This window comes from Bacillus sp. 3103sda1, from assembly GCF_024159135.1.
GTDB classification, from domain to species: Bacteria; Bacillota; Bacilli; order Bacillales; family Bacillaceae_G; genus Bacillus_A; species Bacillus_A rhizoplanae.
Genome location: NZ_JAMYWS010000001.1, coordinates 2,877,993 through 2,900,305, shown reverse-complemented (window position 1 = coordinate 2,900,305; position 22,313 = coordinate 2,877,993). Strand labels below are relative to the sequence as shown.

The window sequence follows — 22,313 nt, the reverse complement described above, 5'->3', positions numbered from 1 at the left end:
TGTTATAGAAAAGGAAGTGGGATAGGTGGGAATTACAAAATCTTATGCAGCACATGCTCATTACCGTCCGAACAAAATTGCAATAAAAACAAAAGATAGAACCGTTACATATAAAGAATGGTATCGGTCTGTTTGCCAAGTTGCAAATTGGCTTCACGAGGAAGAATCAAGTAATAAAAAGATTGCGATTTTGCTTGATAATAGTGTGGAATTTTTACAAATTTTTGCTGGGTCTGCAATGGCAGGATGGATTTGTGCACCACTTGATTCAAAGTGGAATAGTTATGAACTTGAGGAACGACTACAAATCGTACAGCCTTCTATTATAGTTGTAGCGCAGCATAAACGTAACCAGTTGCCTCAAACAAATAGTAAAGTATTTTCTATCAGTAAGTGGCCTGAAAGAATAACAAATGCTTCTATTACAGCAAATTGTGTAGAAAAGGTAGGAGAGTTACCTTTTTATATGGGATTCACATCAGGATCAACCGGAAAAGCAAAAGCGTTTCTTCGTTCACAACAATCATGGGTAGAAAGCTTTGCTTGTAATGTTTATGATTTTCATATGGAAAAAGAGGAGGCAGTATTGCTTGCAGGAACATTTGTTCATTCTCTTTTTTTATACGGTGCAATGAGTGCTTTATTTTTAGGACAAACGATACACATGACAGAAAAGTTTATTCCAAACCGTGTTCTTTCAATATTAGAGAAGGAATCTATTTCTGTTATGTATACAGTTCCAACGATGCTAGAATCCCTATACAAAGAAAAAAGAGTTATAGAACGAGAGATAAAGATTATTTCATCAGGTGCAAAATGGGAAGCTGAAGCAAAGCAAAAAATAAAACAGATCTTTCCAAAGGCAAAGCGATATGAATTTTATGGGGCGTCTGAATTAAGCTTTGTTACAGCACTATCACATCATGATAATGAAAATAAACCATCTTCAGTTGGAAGACCATGTCATAATGTAAAGATTAGTATTCGTAATGGGAACGGACAAGAAGTAGAACAAGGAAAAGTCGGTACAATTTATGTGAAGAGTGAACAGTTTTTTATGGGGTATATAATAGATAATGCACCAATTTGTCACGTAACGAGTGATGGATGGATGACAGTTCATGATGTCGGTTATGTTGATGAAGATGGATTTTTATATATTGTAGGAAGAGAAAAAAATATGATTATTTATGGCGGAATTAACATCTTTCCTGAAGAAATTGAACGTGTATTGCAGATGCATCCAAATGTTGATGAAGCAGTGGTGGTTGGCAAGAAAGATGTGTATTGGGGAGAAAAACCAGTAGTGCTGGTTAAAGGAGCGGTATCAAAACAAGAGCTGAAGCAACTTTGTTTAGGAAAGTTATCTTCTTATAAAATTCCGACAGAATGGTATTTTGTAGATGCAATTCCTCATACAAGCAGTGGAAAAGTTGCACGGGCAGAAGCGAAAGAAATCGTTGAAAAGCAGGAGCTTATGTATGAATAGAGCAGTAATTGTTGAAGCAAAACGCACTCCGATTGGAAAGGTAAATGGGATATTTAAAGATTATTCTGTTGAAAAATTAGCGGCCCCTTTACTTACATATATAAGTAAAGGTATCGAAAAAGAAATCGATGATGTTATATTCGGAAATGTTGTCGGTCCTGGTGGAAATGTGGCCCGGTTGTCAGCGTTGGAGGCGGGCCTTCCATATACAGTACCAGGTGTGACGATTGATCGTCAGTGCGGAGCTGGACTGGAAGCAATTCGTATGGCATGCTATCTGATTCAGGGCGGAGCTGGAACTTGTTACATTGCAGGTGGAGCCGAAAGTGTAAGCACTTCACTATTCGAGAAAAGAGCACGCTTCTCACCTGAACATATTGGTGATCCTGATATGGGAGTTGCTGCAGAGTATGTAGCCAAGCGTTTCGGAATTACAAGGGAGATGCAAGATGCGTATGCATGTTTGAGCTATAAACGAACGTTAGGGGCATTAGAAAAAGGGTATTTACAAGAAGAAATTGTACCAGTTTCTCACATTACAGTAGATGAAACGATTAAACATGGTATAAATTATGAAAGGATTATAAAACGAACACGCCCTGCCTTTTTACAAGAGGGGACAGTGACGGCAGGTAATTCATGTGGAGTGAACGACGGAGCGTGTGCACTTCTTATTATGAATGAAAGGCAAGCTGAAAAGCTTGGTTATAAACCGGTGCTACGATTTGTGCATAGTGCCGTTGCTGGTATAGACCCTCATTTTCCAGGCAGTGGCCCGATATTTGTAGTGCAAAAGCTATTACAACAGACGAATCTTACAATGGAGGACATTGATTGTATTGAAATGAATGAAGCGTTTGCTTCTAAAATAGTTGCGTGCGCGCAAGAGTTAAATATTCCTTATGAAAAATTAAATGTGAACGGCGGAGCAATTGCTCTTGGACATCCGTACGGTGCATCGGGAGCAATGCTCATGACAAGATTATTTCATCAAGTACAAAGAGAACAGGTGAAATACGTGATTGCAACGTTAGGCATTGGCGGAGGAATTGGACTTGCGCTTTTATTTGAAAAGGTAAAAAGCTAGGAATCACAACATATGCTTTTTAAACTTAACGATTCAAGATGCGGATTATTATGTTCATTCGTATCATCAGTTACTTCATATTCTGAGAGAGAAGAAAAGAAACGCAAGAAGCTATTTATGCTTTTTGCGTTTCTTTTTGTATTTGAATGAGATGATTTAAAAATGCTTTGCCTGTAACAGTTGCTTTTCCACCGCCGCGTGCGCTTTTTTGATTACCTCCACCTTTTCCTTCTATAAGAGGAAGAGCTGTTTTTAAAAGAGTGTTCATGTCTTGCTCAACGGCTTTACCGCATACGCAAATGCATTGTAAATTTTCACCGTTTTGTGTAACAAAATATGTAATGATATGTACGTCTTGCTCTGTAATTATAGCTGCTAATTTAGCCAGTTCCTGCATAGAACGGTCTGTAAAGTTCACCGCAATTTGTTTTCCAAACGAAGTTTTCTCTGCTTGCTGCAGTAATTCATTTGCTTCTACAGTGAGTAGTTTTTCGTTCGCTATTTGCAGCGCTTTTTCATTTTCTTTTTGAGAGGAAAGAAGCTGATTTATTTTGTTTGGAATAGCGTCTTCTTTACTATGTAATTGCTGGGCTGCGCTTTTTACGAGAGCTTGATTGCACTTCATAAGTTCGATTGTACGCCAGCCGCAAACGAATGTAAGACGAATATTTCCTTTATGACGCTCCCAATCGATAATTTGAATCGGACCAACTTCACCAGTTTGTTTTGGATGTGTACCGCCACAGCCGTTATAATCAAGATTTTCAATAATCACAACACGAATGTTTTCTGTTACAGTCGGTTCCTTGCGAAGGGGAAACTGTTTTGCTTCTTCTTGGTTTACCCATTGAACTGTAATGGGACGATTTTCAAATACAATTTGATTAGCAAGGTAAACAGCTTCTTCGGCTGTTTCCAAAGAAAGGTCGGAAGTTTCTAAATCAATTGTTACGATCTCTCTTCCTAGGTGAAAACCAATTGTTGGAATATTAAAGTGATCCCAAAATATGGCAGACAAAATATGTTGTCCAGCGTGTTGCTGCATATGATCAAAGCGACGTTCCCAAGAAACATATCCTGTTATTTCATTTACATGTATCTCTTCCGTAATGTAATGACGAATTTCTCCATCTATTTCCTCCACATTTATAACAGGAATTTGATTTAATTGTCCTGTATCATGTGGCTGACCACCGCCCGTTGGGTAAAAAGCTGTTTCTGTTAATACAACATATATATTACCATCGTTGTCGCGTGCTTGTTTTGTAATTTGAGCTGTGAATGTTTGTAAGTATGCGTCTTTGTAATACAGTTTTTGGTTCACGTCTATACTCCTTTCAAATGTAACTATTTTCATTGTAAAACAATACGTATCACTTTCCTAATATTTCATAAGAAAAATTCTCTTTTTTAGAATTTTCTTGCTATAATAAGGGAAAGGTAACATAACGGGGGTGGATGATATGTTATATGAAAATGGGGTAAGTAAACTGATTCATCTAAGTACAAATATATCTGAGCTATACCGAGAATTGCATGAAATGACCCGTCATTTAACAGAATGTAACCAAGAAAGTGTCACGTTTGATCGGTTATATGTGAAAGAATTGCTATGGAAGAAAGAAGATGTAGTCTCTATGTATGATCAGCTACTTATTCAAATTTGTATTAATGAATGTTTTGATATGAAAAGTTGGATAGCTGGAGAATATAGCTACACACATGAAGAAGTAGAGAGTTGGGTGGCTGAATTTAACAGTAAACATAATGTAGACATTGTATTAGAGGCAGTATTAAAAGAATTACAGTTTACATATGGCATTGACATGGAGCTGAAACGAACAGCTCGTGTTTAGGGAAATGAAAATCATGTTTTCAAAGGAAGCTGCTTTTCAGCTTTCTTTTTCTTTGCATTGCATTTTTAGATAGAGAAGGTGAAAGAGATGAAGGGGAAGTTACAATACATTCATCCTATAGGGATGAATATTATTATTGGAACATTATTTGCAAGATTTGCAACATCGATGAGCATTCCATTTTTAGCAATTTACTTGACGAATGCAAAAGGAATATCAGCAGGAGTTACAGGGGCCATTATTGGAACGAGCGCATTAGTGGGTGTATTTGCAAGTTTTATTGGTGGGAATTTATCAGATCGTTTTGGGCGAAAAAAGATTATGCTATCTTCTATTATTGTTTGGATTCTTGTATTTATTGGATTTGGATTTGCAGAGCATGTCGTTGCATTTTTTCTGCTAAATGCACTAAATGGGATGTGTCGTTCATTTTTTGAGCCAACGTCTCGTGCTTTATTATCTGATTTAACAAAGCCGGAGCATCGTTTAATGGTGTTTAACTTACGTTACGGTGCTATTAATGTTGGTGTTGCGATTGGGCCACTTGTTGGTCTTCAAATTGGCAGCGCTGAATCAACAACACCATTTTTTATAGCCGCTATTATGTATGCTCTTTATACAATTGTGCTCGCATTACAATTTCGAAAGTATCGCATTGGAGAAGAAAAAACAGAAGAGACAGAACGAGTTACTTTTATGGATTCCCTGCGCATTATAAGAAAAGACATTGTCTTTTTAGTTGCGTTAATTGGAATTATCATTAGTATAGCAGGATATGCACAGTTTTCATCAACGCTTTCTCAATATTTTGCGAACTCTCATCTATTTGAAAATGGAGTGAAATTGTTTTCTTATGCATTAACATTAAACGCAATTACTGTAGTAATCGTTCAGTACCCACTCATTCAAATTTGTAAAAAGTATACACCACTCGTATCCATTATGATTGGTACATTACTTGTTAGTGTAGGATTATGTGGATTTGGATTTGCTGGGTCAATGTGGACTGTTTTCGTTTGTACGATCATATTTACAATTGGAGAAGTATTAATGTTTTCCATGACAGATGTGTTTATTGATCAAATTGCTGTTGCAAATTTAAAGGGAACATATTTCGGGGCAATGGGATTCTCAGGAATCGGAGCTGTTATTGGGCCATGGTTTGGCGGACTTCTGTTAGATTATTACGGTTATCATAATGGTTTTACGATTTTTACAATTTTGGCGGTGCTTTCAATGCTTGCATTTCCAATTTTGTTGTTGACAAGGAGTTTGCTACGTAAAAGAACGATAGAAGAAAAATGGGAAGCACAAATGTAATACGCGTATGTACGAAATAAGGTTTTATGAATAAAGGAGGCTGATTATTTTAAGAATCAGCCTCCTTGTATTATTGCCAGTGCAATAGTAGTTCAAAGGTGTTAATCGCTTTCAAATCTTCCGTTACTTTCTGCTTTATGCCGCTATTCGCGGGCAGTAAGACCCCCACCTCAAGATGTAGAGAGAATCGAAGACGATAGGTGGGGGATGAAAAAAACCCCCACTGATGGAAGTTTCACTTTATTTTGCAGAAAGGATATGTCTTATATCATGTGTTAGATTTGCATATGACTATTCTGTAAAGAGGACAGTTCGTTCTGTTAATTGTGCTGTTTCTGTTTTAGAAATGTGAATGGTAAGAAGACCATTTTCAAGAGAGGCTACCATTTTTTTATATATGATATTGGTTGGTAAAAAAATCATATGCTGTAAGGCAGAATTATTATAAGATATGTTAATTTGTAGGCCTGTCTCCATCTTTTTAATTAGAATATTTCGCTCTACTATGTTCGGAATGTCGGCTTCTAAAATATATTCTTGTTCTGTTTCAAAAAGGTCAACGTGAATATCGTTTTGAGAGGGGGAATTTGCGTATAAATCGGAGCAAAATTGATTCATCCATTCTTCAAAGCCATCAACATGAAAAAGGCAGTCTTTTTTCTTTTTATTGCCCATTGTAAGAAAACCTCCATAAAAATTCATTCATATTACGATATTCACTTTGAAAATAGAGGTGAAAAAGAAAGAGGAAATGTGCTTAAAAAGAAGAGGAGATATTAGAAATATATGATAAATATATGATAAAAAGACAGTGCGCATGCACTGTCTACTTTGTTACATATCGTGGTGAGCATGATTTTTTTGACGCGTATGTTTTTGGTTTTTTACTTTGTGTGATCCGCTTAACGGTTCTGGTTGACCACCAGAAACTTGCCCTTGCGGAGAATTTTTACGAATGGATTTGCTGTTGTTTTTCTCCATTATAATACCCCTCTTTTTCTTGTGCTCTAGCGGTTATTCAAATGAACGGTAGAGCTCGATTAGCGAAATGAATTAGCTGAAGGAAAGTACCTAGTCTAAAGTTTCGCTCTACATTAGGATGAGAAAACTTCATAAATTTATACGAGAATGTTTTTTGAGGTAAAGGTAAAAGATAATGGAGAGTAATAAAAGAAAGGGGAATGGTTATGCCGTATCACAAAGATAAGCAACAAGCATTTCAAGCTGCACAGCAAGGAACAACGGATGCAGAAAATGTATATAACAACATTGTAAAAAACGATCCAAATTATGCACAGGATTTAAAACATTTACGTCAAGAAGTGCATGAAGCATATGAACAAATCCAAAATGCATTAGAAGTTGCTTCTGAAACACAGCGAAAGCAATTGCAACAATATGAACAAAATTTACAACATATTATGCAAAATGTGGAGGAAGTACGTGATTAATAGGTTGTTGAGTGGTCTCAGCAGCCTTTTCACATAAGACAAGCTAATGATGATTAAGAAAAAATGTATTATAATTAGTTGTTTTATTGTTATGTTAAGTATGATAGGAATTGAACATGTTGATGCAAAAATGTTAATGAGAAAAGAGTTAGAACCAACTGGCTATGTAACATGGGAAGTACCAACTCATGAAAAAATAATGGCAATCACTTTCGATGATGGCCCGGATCCTACATATACACCTCAAATTTTAAAGATATTACATCAATATAATGCTGAGGCAACCTTTTTTATGATTGGATTCCGAATTCAGGGTAATCCATATTTAATTGAACAGGTGTTAAAGGAAGGACATGAAATTGGTAATCATACAATGAATCATTTGTACGCACGCAGTGAAGCTGGACAAAAACTCGAAAATGATATTCTAGATGGGAAACGGTATTTACAAAAATGGGTAGATAAACCCCTCCTTTTTCGTCCGCCTGGTGGGTATATTAATGAATCGGTGTTTAAAACGGCAACAGAAGCAGGATATCAAATCGTGTTATGGTCTTGGCATCAAGACCCGAGAGATTGGTCTAATCCTGGAAAGGATAAGATTGTAAATCACGTTCTAAAAAACGCGAAAAGTGGTGATATTGTCTTATTGCACGATGGAGGAAGCGATAGAAGCCAAACTGTCGAAGCTCTAAAAGAGATTTTACCAGCCTTGCAAAAACAAGGGTATCGATTCGTGAAAGTGTCAGAGTTATTAAAGTACAAGCATTGAAAAATCCCAAAAGATTATCTTTTGGGATTTTGTATTATTGATTCTTTTTACGTTTTTTATTGTTTTGGCGCTGAGCCGCTGTTAATGGCTCATTTGAAAATTCCTCATTATACCCTGTACCTTGTCCTTGTGCAGAGGCTGCGTTCATTCCTGGAATGACATGATTGGCTTTACGTTTTCCCATGATTATACCCCCTAATTGACTATAAGAGCCTGAAGAGTTCCATTTACTTTTTATAAAGAAAAACGCTTTCTAAAAAGCAGTTTCACTTTATAGAAATAGTATCTGTTAACGAGTAATTTACTATGCAGTAACGAAGTTATAAAGAAAACTTATGAAAAACTATAAGTTTCTTCTTATTTACTTATCCTTTAAGTTGTAATAATATATTATCGTAAGGTATTGAAAAGTTTGTCTACATTTTATATTCAGACAATTTCAGTCACGTTTAACAGGGGGGTAACCATAATGGTAAAACACAATCCATTTCACGCTCGTGCAACATTTGAAGTAGATGGAAACACGTATCATTATTATCGTTTGAAAGCGCTTGAAGATGCAGGGGTAGGTAATGTTTCTAAGTTACCTTATTCAATTAAAGTATTGCTTGAATCAGTACTTCGTCAAGTTGATGGCCGCGTTATTAAAGAAGAACATGTTGAAAATTTAGCGAAATGGGGAACGAAAGATATTCAAGATATCGATGTACCGTTTAAACCATCTCGCGTTATCTTACAAGACTTTACAGGGGTTCCAGCAGTTGTTGATTTAGCTTCTCTTCGCAAAGCAATGGCAGATATGGGCGGAAATCCTGATAAAATCAATCCAGAAATTACAGTTGATCTTGTTATTGACCACTCTGTACAGGTTGATAGAGCGGGTACACCAGACGCGCTTCAATTTAACATGGACTTGGAGTTTAAACGTAATGAAGAACGTTATAAATTCTTAAGCTGGGCACAAAAATCATTTGATAACTACCGTGCAGTTCCACCAGCAACAGGTATCGTTCACCAAGTAAACCTTGAGTATTTAGCGCCAGTTGTTCATGCAGTGAAAAATGCTGAAGGTGAACTTGTTGCATACCCAGATTCATTAGTAGGAACGGATTCTCATACAACGATGATTAACGGTATCGGCGTTCTTGGATGGGGCGTTGGTGGTATTGAAGCAGAAGCTGGAATGCTTGGACAGCCTTCATACTTCCCAGTACCAGAAGTAATCGGTGTGAAATTAACGGGTACACTTCCAAGTGGTACAACAGCAACAGACGTTGCACTAAAAGTAACACAAGTATTACGTCAAAAAGGTGTAGTTGGAAAATTTGTTGAGTTCTTCGGCAGCGGTTTACAAAGCATGCCATTAGCTGACCGTGCAACAATTTCTAACATGGCACCAGAGTACGGTGCAACTTGTGGATTCTTCCCAATCGATGATATTTCATTAGATTACTTACGTTTAACAGGAAGAAGCGAAGAACAAATTCGCATCGTTGAAGAATATTGTAAAGCAAACGGCTTATTCTATACAGCTGATAGTCAAGATCCAATTTATACAGATCTTGTTGAAATTGATTTAAATACAATTGAGTCTAACCTTTCTGGTCCGAAACGTCCACAAGACTTAATTCCTCTTTCTAACATGAGAGATGAGTTCCGTAAAGCTGTTTTAGCGCCGGTTGGTAACCAAGGATTTGGCTTCTCAGAGCAAGAATTTGATAAAGAAATGAAAGTAGTATTACAAGATCAAGAAGTAACGATGAAAACAGGTGCAATTGCAATCGCAGCGATTACGAGCTGTACAAATACATCTAACCCATATGTGTTAATTGGTGCAGGCTTAGTTGCGAAAAAAGCAATCGAAAAAGGACTTAAAGTACCTAGTTACGTAAAAACATCATTAGCACCAGGATCTAAAGTTGTTACTGAATACTTAGATAAGTCTGGATTAACAGCTTATTTAGATCAATTAGGTTTCCAAACAGTAGGTTATGGTTGTACAACTTGCATTGGTAACTCTGGTCCATTAGCACCAGAATTAGAAGAATCAATTGCTGCAAATGACTTATTAGTAACATCTGTTTTATCTGGTAACCGTAACTTTGAAGGTCGTATTCATCCGCTTGTAAAAGCAAACTATTTAGCATCTCCACCACTAGTTGTGGCATATGCACTTGCTGGTACAGTTGATATCGACTTGAAAAACGATGCAATCGGTAACGATGTAAACGGTAATCCAATTTACTTTAACGACATTTGGCCAACAGCGACAGAAATCGAAGAAGTTGTACAAAATGTTGTAACATCTGAACTATTTAAGAAAGAATATGCACAAGTATTTAACAGCAACGAACGCTGGAATGAAATCCAAACTTCAAATGAAGCTTTATATACTTGGGATAATGATTCAACATATATCCAAAATCCACCGTTCTTCGAAGGATTATCAAAAGAGCCAGGTGAAGTGGAAACACTTTCAGGACTGCGCGTAGTTGGTAAATTTGGCGACTCTGTAACAACAGACCACATTTCACCAGCAGGATCTATCGGTAAAAACACACCAGCAGGCCGTTACTTATTAGAAAATGGTGTGCAGCCAGTTGACTTCAACTCTTACGGTTCTCGCCGTGGTAACCATGAAGTAATGATGCGTGGTACATTTGCGAACATCCGTATTAAAAACCAAATCGCACCAGGCACAGAAGGCGGATTCACAACGTACTGGCCAACAGGCGAAGTGACATCTATCTATGATGCTGCAATGAAATACAAACAAGACGGAACAGGTCTTCTTGTTATCGCAGGTAAAGATTACGGTATGGGAAGCTCACGTGACTGGGCTGCAAAAGGTACGAACTTATTAGGTATTAAAGCAGTTATCGCAGAAAGCTTTGAGCGTATTCACCGCAGTAACCTTGTGTTAATGGGTGTATTACCACTACAATTTAAAGATGGTGAAAGTGCAGAAACACTAGGTCTTACTGGTCAAGAGTCATTTGAAATTCAAGTTGATAAAACAGTAAAACCACGCGACCTTGTAAAAGTAGTTGCGACTGACTCAGAAGGAAACGAAAAACAATTTGAAGTAGTAGCACGCTTCGACAGTGAAGTAGAAATCGACTACTACCGTCACGGCGGTATCTTACAAATGGTTCTTCGTGAGAAATTAGAAGAGTCTAAGGTATCTAACTAAGTTGCAAATTTATTAGTTCTAAATGAACAATATTTTGTATAAAAATTGATTTTTACCAAAAAAGAAGATGACTTTCGTCATCTTCTTTTTTCTTATGATTGTAAATTCTATTTCAAGCGATGTATATGGGAATGATGTTTGCATCTGCAAGTGCATCCTGGCTATTGATGGGGGGACAGACATTCTTAGCTATGGGCATGTTATGTGCAACTGCCAGTTTCCTAGTACTCCAAATTGTTCGTTTCTTAGTAAAAGAAAGCTCGGCTCCCGTTTGAGTCGAGCTTTTTTCCCATGTTAAAACATACAACGGAAAAGTTCTTGTTATTATTTTCAGAATAAAGTGAATAAGGGGAAATATATGATATATTCATAATATCCAATCATTTTTAAGGGAGATGGGGAACATGACAAAGGAAAATCAAACAGCTGAAAATAAGGAACTAACGATTTTTAACCACATTGGAAACACAATTGTAACAGAAGATAGAGAAATCCAAATTATTTCAAGATTAGAAGAGCCTCTTATTGTAGTGTTAGCGAATGTATTAAGCGATGAAGAGTGTGAAATGTTAATTGAAATGTCTAAAAATAAAATGAAACGTTCTAAAATTGGTGTTTCGCGCAAAATAAATGACATTCGGACGAGTAGTGGTACGTTTTTAGAAGAAAGTGAGGCCGCTACTAGAATCGAAAGACGAATCGCTTCAATCATGAATGTTCCTGTTGAACATGGAGAAGGGTTACATATTTTAAAGTATACAGTTGGCCAAGAATATAAAGCGCATTATGATTTTTTTGCAGAAAACAGTGCGGCAGCAAATAACAATCGTATTAGTACCCTTGTTATGTATTTAAATGATGTAGAAGAAGGCGGAGAGACTTTCTTTCCAAAACTCAACGTTTCTGTATCTCCGAAAAAAGGAATGGCGGTATATTTCGAATATTTTTATCAGGATGCATCATTAAACAAGCTCACTTTACATAGCGGTGCACCTGTTATCAAAGGTGAAAAATGGGTTGCGACGCAATGGATAAGAAGAAGACCTTTGTATTAAGATACCACTCAATTACGAGTTTTTTATGGTATTATACTGTTACATTTAAAAGTATACTGTGACAAAATTAAGTATATTGGAATGAAGTGCGGGTTTAGCATTGTAATTCATTAAAGTGTATAAAAGTTAATTTACAGCATAAAAAAAAGGAGGATGATGAAAGTTATCTTCCTTTTTTTATGCTTGAAAATCATATTTCAAGCAATATATTCGTGATCAATGGATATCCTTAGATGGCTCGTGATTCCATATATCGATATCGAAATAATAAAAAATCTGAAATTCCGTCAGATCTTCTTTCGGTTATACCGTAGTAAATCATTTCTTATCCTATCTTATTTACTCGTCATTTAGAAAATGGAATTAGCACAGAAGAGATCACAATTAAACAGTAATGGTACCATCATTCCACCATTCAATAAATGTCTGTAATGATGGGGCAACCCATGTTCTGCTATCGTTTTCGTGATTCCAAACATATACATCATCTTTTTGTATGGCTCCATTTAATATTGCATATCCGAACAAATCACCGTTTCCTCCATCTGCAAAAAAAACAGGCAATCAAAGGGCATATATAAATCCTTAAAATCATCAAACTTTCTGACATTCAAATTTTCTTCAAGGATTTGTTCAATTGACCAAATGAAAGGACAGTCATATTCATCGAACACACCATTCGTTTCATTCAATAGACTGGATAAATCGTTCGGTAATTCAACATTAAGTTTTTCTTTTATTTGGGATATTTCAGCTTTCTTTGCAGGGGATTTAAATTGAAAATCTGTTGAAATAGTACTGATAAAAGTCTTCCACATATTTAGCATCCTCACTTAAAAGTTTTTCTGTATGTATGTTAATTTTACTTGAGAGTTTCATTATATGAAACTTCTATATTAAATCAATAAGGATATCAACAATGTTCATTAACAGAGCTAAAAATATAAAATGGTTTAATAAGAGAAAAGCGTCCGATTTGTTCAACGAAAAATCGGTGGGAGAAAAAATTGGATGTTTTCAAATACACCACGAGGTGCTAGAGGAAGTGCCATCATGTATAGTGTGGTTGAAACCGTAAAAGAGAACAATTTAAGTTCTTATCATTATCTTCGTTATTTGTTTGAAACGCTCCCTAATATCGATTTAAATAATAAAGAGGAAATTGATAAAGTCTTGCTGTAGTCAATGGATTTATCATCTAGTTGCAAAGGCCGAAAAAAGTGAAGTAAACAAAAGGTAACTCTAAAATCAATCTCTATGGTATTTCTTGGATTCTATTAACATTTACGGTATAGACATAATGATGTAATATATTGAATGAAATGAAGTAAATACATGAAGGATGGACATAAAATGGGAGATTTATTATTGATGATGATTGAACGCGTTGGTTTAATCGTTATTTTAGGATATTTACTTTCGCATATTAAGGCGTTCCGTTGGCTACTGTATAAGCAAGATAGCTATAAAGGTAGCTTTATGTTAATTGGCATATTTTCATTATTTACAATTGTAAGCAACTACACAGGGATTGAGATTTCTGGTAATACGATTATGAATGATAACTGGCTGCGGGGCGTCTCTTCTTCTAGTACGATTGCGAATACGCGTATTATGGGAATTGGGATTAGCGGGTTACTTGGAGGTCCAATTGTTGGAATAGGAGTAGGATTGATAGCCGGCATTCATCGTTATGTGCTAGGAGGAACGACTGCATTGAGCTGTGCAATCTCTTCTATTTTAGCTGGGGTTGTGACAGGTTATATTGGCTATTTATATCAAAAACGGAATCGCGTTGTCACCCCTAAGTTTTCTGCGGTGCTTAGCATCTGTATGGTATCGCTGGAAATGATTATGATTCTTTTCATGATCGATGATGGCTGGAGTATTGTGAAAACAATTGCAATCCCAATGATTCTCGTAAATGGTTTCGGAAGCTTTATTCTATTGTCAATGATTCAGTCCATTTTACGACAAGAAGAACATGCGAAGGCATTACAAACGCATAAAGTATTGCGCATTGCTGATAAAACGCTTCCGTATTTCCGCCAAGGATTAACGGAAGAATCATGTACGCATGTGGCACAAATTATCCACAGCTTTACAGGAACAGATGCAGTATCTTTAACAGATACAGAGAAAATATTAGCACATGTTGGATTAGGATCTGATCATCATATTCCTTCTCATAGCTTAATTACTGAATTGTCAAAAGAGGTATTAAAGACCGGGAAAATTATGAAAGCAAAGTCGCGCGAAGAGATTAATTGTCAGCATGAAGAGTGTTTATTACAAGCGGCAATCGTGATTCCACTCACATCTCGTGGAAAGACCATCGGTACGTTAAAGCTTTATTTTAAAAATCCCAATTCATTAAGCCCCGTAGAGGAAGAGCTGGCAGAAGGATTAGCGAAAATCTTTTCAACGCAGCTTGAACTTGGAGAAGCAGAACTGCAAAGTAAATTGTTGCAAGATGCGGAAATAAAGGCGCTGCAAGCACAAATTAACCCGCATTTTCTCTTTAATGCGATTAATACAGTCTCTGCTTTATGTCGCACAGATGTAGAGAAAGCAAGGAAATTATTGTTACAGCTAAGCGTGTATTTTCGCTGCAATTTACAAGGTGCAAGGCAGCTTCTCATTCCGTTAGAACAAGAATTGAATCATGTGCATGCGTATTTGTCGTTAGAACAAGCAAGATTTCCGAACAAATATGAGGTGAAAATGTACATTGAAGACGAGCTGCATAATATTTTGCTTCCACCGTTTGTGTTGCAACTATTAGTGGAAAATGCTCTTCGTCATGCATTTCCTAAAAAACAGCCTCTATGCCAAGTTGAAATTCATGTTTATGCCAAGAAAAACAGCGTACATTTCAAAGTAAGAGATAACGGTCAAGGGATTGAACCGGAGCGATTAGAGCAGTTAGGAAAAGCAATTGTATCGTCAAAAAAAGGAACGGGAACAGCATTATATAATATTAATGAACGGTTAATGGGGTTGTTTGGAAAAGATACAACGCTTCATATTGTCAGTGAACTGGAAGCAGGGACGGAGATTTCCTTCACGATTCCAATTCAAAGAAAAGGAGGTAGCGATATTGAAAATATTAGTAGTCGATGATGAAATGTTGGCGCGGGACGAATTAAAATATTTATTATATCGAACGAAAGAGGTCGATATAATTGATGAGGCAGACAGTGTAGAAGAAGCGTTAGAGAAGTTGATGGAAAGTAAACCGGATCTTGTTTTTTTAGATATTCAGTTGTCGGATGATAATGGATTTGAGATTGCTAATATACTAAAGAAGATGAAAAATCCACCTGCTATTGTATTTGCAACGGCCTATGATCAATATGCCATTCAGGCATTTGAAGTAGATGCTTTAGATTATATTTTAAAGCCGTTTGACGAAGAGCGCATTGTCCAAGCGATTAAGAAATTTAAAAAACGAAAACAGCATGAAATGGAGGAGAAACAAGAAGTACATGCGTCAGATGTATCTAGTAGAATGAAAAAATTAGCGCTGCCGATTGATGAATCGATTGTATTAGTGAATATAGAAGATATCGTATATGCTGGATTGTTGGACGGAAAAGTAATTGTGAAAACGATTTGTGATACGTATGTGACGTACGATACGCTTGCCATATTAGAAAAGAAATTGCCACAAATGAATTTTCTGCGTGTGCATCGCAGTTTTATCGTAAATGTAAATCATATTTCTGAAATCCAGCCATGGTTTAACTCTACGTATAATTTAATTATGAAAGAGGATTCAAAAGTACCTGTAAGCCGTACTTATGCAAAAGAATTAAAGAAGCTGCTTCGTATTTAACAAGCAGCTTTTTGCATTTCATCCTTCTTTTTCTGTAACTGATTTCATATATTTGACGCTCTGTGTTGTAAGTGCTCACGGAATCGTTTACATCCTATACAATAAAGCTATCAAATCGAAAGAGGTGCAAGGATGGTATGAAAAAATCATCTGTTAATCCGTGGCTTGTTGTCCTCGGTACAGTCATTGTACAAATGGGACTTGGAACGATATATACATGGAGCTTATTCAATCAGCCTTTAGTGAGTAAATACGGCTGGGGTCTTAACGCTGTTGCTATAACCTTCTCAATTACTAGCTTTTCTTTAGCATTTTCAACTTTGTTTGCAGGTAAATTACAAGAGAAATTGGGACTTCGTAAACTCATTATGATAGCCGGATTAGCTTTAGGAATTGGCTTGATGCTTAGTTCGCAAGTTTCCTCATTACTAATGCTTTATATACTAGCAGGAGTTGTTGTAGGATACGCAGATGGTACAGCCTATATTACTTCACTATCCAATTTACTGAAATGGTTTCCAGAGCGTAAAGGTTTAATTGCTGGTATATCTGTCTCCGCATATGGCTCGGGTAGCCTAATTTTTAAATACATTAACGCAAAATTCATTGATTCAGTTGGTGTATCACAAGCGTTTTTATATTGGGGCTTAATTGTTACAGTTATGATAGTGGTAGGCGCTTGTCTTATCCATCAAGCCGCTGAACAAGATACAGTTAATGAAACAAAAAATCGTGACTATACAACAAGAGAAATGCTAGGTACAAAACAAGTTTATCTGTTATTTATCATGCTATTTACATCATGTATGAGTGGCTTATATTTAATTGGTATGGTAAAGGATATTGGGGTTCAACTCGTAGGGCTTAGCGCAGCAACAGCAGCTAATGCTGTCGCTATAGTTGCGATCTTTAATACGGTTGGCCGAATCATTTTGGGACCACTGTCAGATAAAATCGGTCGTTTAAAAATTGTTACCGCAACGTTTGTCGTTATAGCTACGTCTGTCTTTGTTCTTAGTTTTGTGGATTTAAATTATGGCATTTATTTAGCCTGTGTAGCAAGTGTTGCTTTTTGTTTTGGTGGAAATATCACTATTTTCCCAGCCATTGTTGGTGATTTCTTCGGTCTAAAAAATCATAGTAAAAACTACGGAATCGTGTATCAAGGCTTTGGTCTTGGAGCACTTGCAGGTTCCTTTATCGGTGTAATTCTAGGTGGATTTAAACCAACTTTTATGGTGATTGGCGTATTGTGTGTCGTGTCATTTATTATCGCGATTTTCATTCAACCACCTAATCAGCAAAAAGAAAAACAAGAAAATTATCGCAGTGTAGCGTAAGCATTTTAAATTTTTATTACATTCTAATAGTAAACGTAAAGTAACTCCAAAATATATAATAAAAGTTGATTTTGGAGTTATTTTTTGTTTACTTCACTTTTTTTCCCTTCTGTGAATCAGGTAAAGCCTTTAAGGCTTCATCAAACTTTCGTCTGGCATGTGCCCAACATCCTACAAGGGTAACATCTGGTACTTGATGATAACCACTATATCCATCTACTTGTAAATACCCTTGAAAACTAGCTAAAAAACGTTTCGGATGTTCCACTGCTTTTGTAGGTTGATAGTCATAGAGAACGATAGGGATGTCTCCTGTACGGTATAACCACAGATAGGACTTGGTTGTTGCAGCCCTCTATACAATCACTGCCATTACATTTTATTTTGTGATTGGCTATTTTTATCAGGACGTACCAGTAATGATATCATTTCAAGAACAAGCAGTTGCATATGCGACTTGGTACGGAGCGTCAGCTATTGGCGGTATTTTAGGCGGAGTTTCAGGATTTTTTATGAAAAAACATCGTATGCATACTACCTTTAGCTATAAGGTTAATCTTACAATTATTTGTAAACGGTAAAAGTAGCTGGAGTGACGTTGTTGGTATTGAACAAAATATTACCTATTGTCTAATGATAGGAAGCATTGTTATGTATGTAGTCATTGTGAAATGTAATGCGGTGCCTGTAAAAAGAAAAGAAGAGCGGATGTAGTTATCTTTGATTTAGCTCAAATTATAAAACATACAACAATAAGAATTTGATTCTTTTCACAATTGTTGGACTTATTGGTTTCATAAGTTGTATATATCGAGATAGGGAAGGCGCATTTCGCCTTCCCATTTCTTATGTTTGCAAATCATGTTTTGATAGATATGTTTATGTTCTTACATAATGATATCCTAATTTTACTTCTCTATTGTAGCGATATCTAAACAATAAGCTCTGTTAAAGCACAATGTTGATTTTTGCCTTTTTCTTGTTCAACGAAGCAGGTTAGTTGAACAAGAAGGAAAAAACAAACTTTGAATTGAAATTATTAGGGTCAATTTCAATGAAAGGAGAGATCTGTTCATGGAATTATCAAGGTCTCAACTATTGGCTTTAGAGCATATTGCAAAGTATGCAAGGAACTATAAACATGAGGCTAAAGCAACAATTAATCACATACTTAAAATGTCTAATATCTCGGATAAAATATTTGAAAATGCTGTTGTAAATTTAAAGTCTCACGCAAAGATTGGTCTACATTTTCATCCAGATAGACCAGATTCGACTATGAAAAGCGTTGCTGAAGCACTGCTTGAGCAGGGAATATATAAGAGCCAGTTTGAAACATTTTTATCTAATGGCAGCGTATCCGCTTACCCTGGTGGTGAACGCGACCTTTGGGAGAAGAGAATTTTTGGAGGAGCATATCAACTGGAGGGCGTAACCAATAACCAACGGCCTAAATATGGGGCGCTAAATTTGATGTTACATCCAGATGGGCCTGCTCCGCGTTTTGGATCATGTTATTTTCTTCTATCTCCTGAGGCCTCTTATCGTTCCACATACACGTATTTGGATTCGCATCAAGACCCAAAAGAAAAGGGTACTTATGAAGAATTTGACATCATTTTGGCTGCTCTCTTGGAAGAGGTGTTCTTAAGAGATTTTGCTATTGGTGAAAGAAACCTGACGCCAGCAAGTTTAATCAATCACTTGCTGGTTAATCTGGAAAGGCCGTTTACGGACCTAGCAAACAAAGAGCCAAATCGCAATCTTAACCACTATATTGAAGCCCAGGTTCATGGGGATATTTCTCTTAAAGAAGACGTGGAAATGCTTGTTGCAGATCCTTCATTCAAGGACACCCATGTAGGGAGAACCCTGGAACAAATATGTCTTAAGTATTCCATTGATCTTTATTGGCACATGGGCTTTGTACTTATGGTAGACGAGGTTCCTGCGGATTTTAGAGGTCCAACAATGCCTTCCTTGGCAAAACGCATTGCACGAAATAATTTTATCGATGCGAACATAATTGGAACTGCTGTAATGGACTTGAAACGCAATCCAGTATCTTGGAGCGATCGCGGAACTTATAGGGAGGTGCTTCAGGAATTAAAACTATTGTGGCACGTTTTAGTGAGATATGGAAAGCCGAATCGAAAATTGAATTAAAGGGTGCGTTAGTTCAAGAAGACGTAGAAAAGGAACAAAAAAATTGGTCCTTTTCTTTTTTATGAAATATCAACAATAATCTTTAACAGAGCGAAACAATAAAAATTTAGAATGAAATTTGTGTCTGTTAGAAAATCAGGAAACATCTAATCACGACGTTTCTTGTATTTCGCTAGATTTTCTTTTATTTATACCAGGAACTATTGATTACAATATTTTCCATTATTTTCAAAAAAGAGACCATGTATCTTTTGATTTCATCTCGTCTTACAATTTGTACAACGAGTTATAACACTACTCTTACTCTCCACACTTTATGTGGCTTCTAAAATATTTGATCTAAAACTTAGATTATGCTCATTCGTTTTACTGTTCATATTGAGCTAACCATTTGTTGAATATATCCATAACCTTGTGAATCATAGCTAAATTGACCACCATAATTATAAAGCCTAAAATTGAATACAAGACAATTGTATCTAATGGGAATAACTGTACGATATGCTTAATGATATAAATACAGATAGGTAAACAAATAATGCTTGTAATAATAGCAGGGACATATTTTCTTATGATCAATGTTTGAAAGCAATGTATTACTAGATGTAAAGTAAATGCAATAAACAAACCTACCCATAGGCTATACCAATTCATCACATAGGAAACAATTGTAATTATACTAATTAAAATAAATTCTTCTGCCACTCCAAGGGCGAAAGATGATGTTGTAATATTATCAAAATGAGGTAATAGCCTTTTTGATAACGTAGGAAATCTTTCACATAAATAGCTTCTGTTTTTCCTTATCCATGGTTGTATGAAAATTATTTCTTCAAAATCGTGAAAAATAAAAAGTATTGGAAAAAGCCATACCATCACTTCTATATTATTCATTGTCATCCCCCCTAAAATCCTATTATATAAATCGTTTTTACGTTTTATTACAAATGTGTAGTGCATTATGGTTTGTTTATAGGTTAGTTATAATGTTAATTTCAATATAAAATAGAATTGCTTTCATAACTGAAATCTATATAAGGGAGATATTCTTAAACTTATTAATTTTTCAGCATCAGTTGGTTGGGATTATGATGAGAGTGAAATCAACACCATTGTGTCAGTAGGTACTGTGTATGGGCATAAAACAGAACATGGAAGAGTCAATCATTCGCTTTAAAGCAGCAACACTGTGACCAAGCTCGAATGGAATGATTGAAGCTATTAAGAAGTCAAACGGCATCCTTAGCCATACTATATTGTTACAAAAAAAGTGTTGAATAATTCAGTATATTCAGTATAATTAACTTGTAACTAAAATAACATTTTTAGTTACAATGGTTATACCGCTTGATTTCTAATAGAAGATTCCCAGTAAATCAAGTAGTGGAAAAAATTTTGTACACCTTTGCATTCGGTATCCCTCACTAAAATGTTTCTTTCAAATAAACAGGAAGAAGGAAGTGATAAGATGAATCAAATGAATACACTCTCTCTATGGACGGCGACTGCAAACAGCTATGAGAAAGGAAAAACTCTAGAAGGAAATGAAGAGGCGGATGTTGTTATTATTGGCGCTGGTTTCACAGGTCTTTCCTCCGCTTATCATTTGCAAAAGTTAGGAAAGAATGTCATTGTCCTAGAGCAAGAAACGATCGGATACGGCGCCAGTGGTCGTAACGGTGGGATGGTATTGCCAGGCTATAAACCAACGATGCAGCAGCTTACCAAAAAGTATGGTCCCGACGAGGCTAGACAGCTAAACGATCTCTCCTTGTTTAGTATTGAACTGGTAAAAAATATTATTGACGAACATCAAATCAACTGCGACTTTAGAAATACCGGTCACATTGTAGCGGCTTACAAAGCCAAACATTTTGAAGAATTGAAACTTGAAAGCGAATATTTAAACAAAAGTTTCGGGTACGAGTCAAGAGTGCTTGATCGAAGTCAATTGCATCAAGAGATCGATTCCCCAGTTTATTATGGTTGCTTAGTCGACGACGCGAGTTACTCGTTCCAGCCACTGAATTATGCAATTGGTTTAGGAGAAGCAGCTAAATCGATCGGTGCAAGAATCTTTGAGCATTCTAAAGCATTATCCATCGAGTACGGTCAAAATAGTGTGAAAATTGAAACAGAAAAAGGTTCTGTTATTGCGAAAGACATTATTGTGGCGACAGATGGTTACTCTGGAAAAATCATGAGTGAACTAAACAAAGGTGTACTGCCAATTTCGGCGCGTATTATTGCAACTGAACAGCTTCCAGAGTCATTGTTGAATATTGTTATTCCTAAAGATCGCATGGTTTTTGATACGAGTAGTTTCCTTTACTATTTCCGTCGTACACCAGATAATCGAATCGTATTTGGCGGTGGCGATATTCGTCCAAACTTAGATGACGGTGTGTATCAAAAAGTTTACGATGCGATGGTAAACTTGATGCCAAAACTGGCAGGAAGCAAAATTGAATACCGTTGGGGTGGATTTATTGGGGTTACAATTGATACATTCCCGGTTATCGGCAGATCCAAAGAAGGCGCATATTTCGCAACAGGTTATACGGGCCACGGCGCTTCTCTCTCGACATTGTTTGGTAAGTTATTGGCACAATGGATTGTTACGGGGAGTGCAGGCGGATATCGATTTGAAAAGGAACGTCTAAAATCATTCCCGTTCCATAATCAGAAAACTATGCTTGTAAATCTAGCGCATATTGGTTTCAAACTGCATGATATTTTTGCGTAA

19 protein-coding genes and 3 pseudogenes are annotated in these 22,313 nt (G+C 36.3%); 15 read left to right on the top strand and 7 right to left on the bottom strand.

Annotated features, from left to right (window positions below; all coding sequences use genetic code 11):
- Positions 1-25 precede the first annotated feature (25 nt).
- Positions 26-1,489 carry an acyl-CoA synthetase gene (locus NKR74_RS14355; protein WP_253630000.1) on the top strand — a complete coding sequence of 488 codons (1,464 nt, stop codon included), beginning with the start codon at positions 26-28 and terminating at the stop codon, positions 1,487-1,489.
- Positions 1,482-2,576 (top strand): acetyl-CoA C-acyltransferase, encoded by a 1,095-nt coding sequence (locus tag NKR74_RS14350; RefSeq protein ID WP_253629999.1) that lies wholly within the window; start codon positions 1,482-1,484, stop codon positions 2,574-2,576. The genes NKR74_RS14355 and NKR74_RS14350 overlap by 8 nt, the downstream gene beginning before the upstream one ends.
- A gap of 115 nt (positions 2,577-2,691) precedes the next feature.
- Here NKR74_RS14350 and NKR74_RS14345 read toward each other — a convergent pair whose 3' ends face one another.
- Positions 2,692-3,900 (bottom strand): alanyl-tRNA editing protein, encoded by a 1,209-nt coding sequence (locus NKR74_RS14345; RefSeq protein ID WP_253629998.1) that lies wholly within the window; start codon positions 3,898-3,900, stop codon positions 2,692-2,694.
- Between the two features lie 139 nt (positions 3,901-4,039).
- On the opposite strand from NKR74_RS14345, the gene NKR74_RS14340 reads away from it, so the two are divergent.
- Both NKR74_RS14340 and NKR74_RS14335 read left to right on the top strand, forming a co-directional pair.
- On the top strand, positions 4,040-4,432 hold the full coding sequence (locus tag NKR74_RS14340; protein WP_253629997.1) for a hypothetical protein: 393 nt from the start codon (positions 4,040-4,042) through the stop codon (positions 4,430-4,432).
- 87 nt (positions 4,433-4,519) lie between these two features.
- On the top strand, positions 4,520-5,752 hold the full coding sequence (locus NKR74_RS14335; protein WP_253629996.1) for an MDR family MFS transporter: 1,233 nt from the start codon (positions 4,520-4,522) through the stop codon (positions 5,750-5,752).
- Positions 5,753-6,043: 291 nt separating this feature from the next.
- Here NKR74_RS14335 and NKR74_RS14330 read toward each other — a convergent pair whose 3' ends face one another.
- Together NKR74_RS14330 and NKR74_RS14325 are read right to left on the bottom strand one after the other, a co-directional pair.
- Positions 6,044-6,427 (bottom strand): Hsp20/alpha crystallin family protein, encoded by a 384-nt coding sequence (locus NKR74_RS14330; RefSeq protein WP_098307002.1) that lies wholly within the window; start codon positions 6,425-6,427, stop codon positions 6,044-6,046.
- A 159-nt stretch (positions 6,428-6,586) separates the two neighbouring features.
- Positions 6,587-6,733, bottom strand: coding sequence for a small acid-soluble spore protein P (locus tag NKR74_RS14325; RefSeq protein ID WP_098307004.1), 147 nt, complete (start codon positions 6,731-6,733; stop codon positions 6,587-6,589).
- Between the two features lie 206 nt (positions 6,734-6,939).
- On the opposite strand from NKR74_RS14325, the gene NKR74_RS14320 reads away from it, so the two are divergent.
- Both NKR74_RS14320 and NKR74_RS14315 read left to right on the top strand, forming a co-directional pair.
- Positions 6,940-7,203: a hypothetical protein gene (locus NKR74_RS14320; RefSeq protein ID WP_098307006.1), complete on the top strand. Its 264-nt coding sequence runs from the start codon at positions 6,940-6,942 to the stop codon at positions 7,201-7,203.
- A 91-nt stretch (positions 7,204-7,294) separates the two neighbouring features.
- A complete protein-coding gene (locus NKR74_RS14315; protein ID WP_375337703.1) occupies positions 7,295-7,975 on the top strand; it encodes a polysaccharide deacetylase family protein in 681 nt (226 codons plus the stop codon).
- 34 nt (positions 7,976-8,009) lie between these two features.
- On the opposite strand, the gene sspO is transcribed toward NKR74_RS14315, so the two are convergent.
- Positions 8,010-8,159: a small acid-soluble spore protein O gene (sspO, locus tag NKR74_RS14310; RefSeq protein ID WP_098307008.1), complete on the bottom strand. Its 150-nt coding sequence runs from the start codon at positions 8,157-8,159 to the stop codon at positions 8,010-8,012.
- Between the two features lie 285 nt (positions 8,160-8,444).
- Between sspO and acnA the strand changes: the two genes are divergently transcribed.
- The gene (acnA, locus tag NKR74_RS14305) at positions 8,445-11,168 is read left to right on the top strand and encodes an aconitate hydratase AcnA (RefSeq protein WP_253629995.1); all 2,724 of its coding nucleotides are present in this window, start codon (positions 8,445-8,447) and stop codon (positions 11,166-11,168) included.
- Between the two features lie 404 nt (positions 11,169-11,572).
- The gene (locus tag NKR74_RS14300) at positions 11,573-12,223 is read left to right on the top strand and encodes a 2OG-Fe(II) oxygenase (RefSeq protein ID WP_253629994.1); all 651 of its coding nucleotides are present in this window, start codon (positions 11,573-11,575) and stop codon (positions 12,221-12,223) included.
- A 384-nt stretch (positions 12,224-12,607) separates the two neighbouring features.
- Here the strand turns inward: NKR74_RS14300 and NKR74_RS14295 are convergent.
- Positions 12,608-13,041: pseudogene (locus tag NKR74_RS14295) on the bottom strand (SMI1/KNR4 family protein).
- Between the two features lie 175 nt (positions 13,042-13,216).
- Here NKR74_RS14295 and NKR74_RS14290 point away from each other — a divergent pair.
- The 4 genes and pseudogenes from NKR74_RS14290 to NKR74_RS14275 all read left to right on the top strand — a co-directional run.
- Positions 13,217-13,405: pseudogene (locus tag NKR74_RS14290) on the top strand (IS66 family transposase); the annotation flags it as partial.
- Positions 13,406-13,576: 171 nt separating this feature from the next.
- Positions 13,577-15,346 (top strand): sensor histidine kinase, encoded by a 1,770-nt coding sequence (locus NKR74_RS14285; protein ID WP_253629993.1) that lies wholly within the window; start codon positions 13,577-13,579, stop codon positions 15,344-15,346.
- Positions 15,321-16,061 (top strand): LytR/AlgR family response regulator transcription factor, encoded by a 741-nt coding sequence (locus NKR74_RS14280; RefSeq protein WP_098307039.1) that lies wholly within the window; start codon positions 15,321-15,323, stop codon positions 16,059-16,061. The genes NKR74_RS14285 and NKR74_RS14280 overlap by 26 nt, the downstream gene beginning before the upstream one ends.
- Before the next feature lie 137 nt (positions 16,062-16,198).
- Entirely contained in the window at positions 16,199-17,401 is a 1,203-nt protein-coding gene (locus NKR74_RS14275) for an L-lactate MFS transporter (protein ID WP_253629992.1), read from the top strand.
- A 94-nt stretch (positions 17,402-17,495) separates the two neighbouring features.
- Here NKR74_RS14275 and NKR74_RS14270 read toward each other — a convergent pair.
- A pseudogene (locus NKR74_RS14270) lies at positions 17,496-17,756 on the bottom strand (IS66 family transposase); the annotation flags it as partial.
- A gap of 64 nt (positions 17,757-17,820) precedes the next feature.
- Here NKR74_RS14270 and NKR74_RS14265 point away from each other — a divergent pair.
- Together NKR74_RS14265 and NKR74_RS14260 are read left to right on the top strand one after the other, a co-directional pair.
- Positions 17,821-17,982: a hypothetical protein gene (locus NKR74_RS14265; protein WP_253629991.1), complete on the top strand. Its 162-nt coding sequence runs from the start codon at positions 17,821-17,823 to the stop codon at positions 17,980-17,982.
- Positions 17,983-18,475: 493 nt separating this feature from the next.
- Positions 18,476-19,567, top strand: coding sequence for a DUF3626 domain-containing protein (locus NKR74_RS14260; protein ID WP_253629990.1), 1,092 nt, complete (start codon positions 18,476-18,478; stop codon positions 19,565-19,567).
- Positions 19,568-19,933: 366 nt separating this feature from the next.
- Here the strand turns inward: NKR74_RS14260 and NKR74_RS14255 are convergent, their stop codons facing one another.
- Positions 19,934-20,461: an HXXEE domain-containing protein gene (locus NKR74_RS14255; protein ID WP_253629989.1), complete on the bottom strand. Its 528-nt coding sequence runs from the start codon at positions 20,459-20,461 to the stop codon at positions 19,934-19,936.
- Between the two features lie 535 nt (positions 20,462-20,996).
- Here NKR74_RS14255 and NKR74_RS14250 point away from each other — a divergent pair.
- Positions 20,997-22,313, top strand: a complete 1,317-nt coding sequence (locus NKR74_RS14250) for an NAD(P)/FAD-dependent oxidoreductase (RefSeq protein WP_253629988.1) — start codon at positions 20,997-20,999, stop codon at positions 22,311-22,313.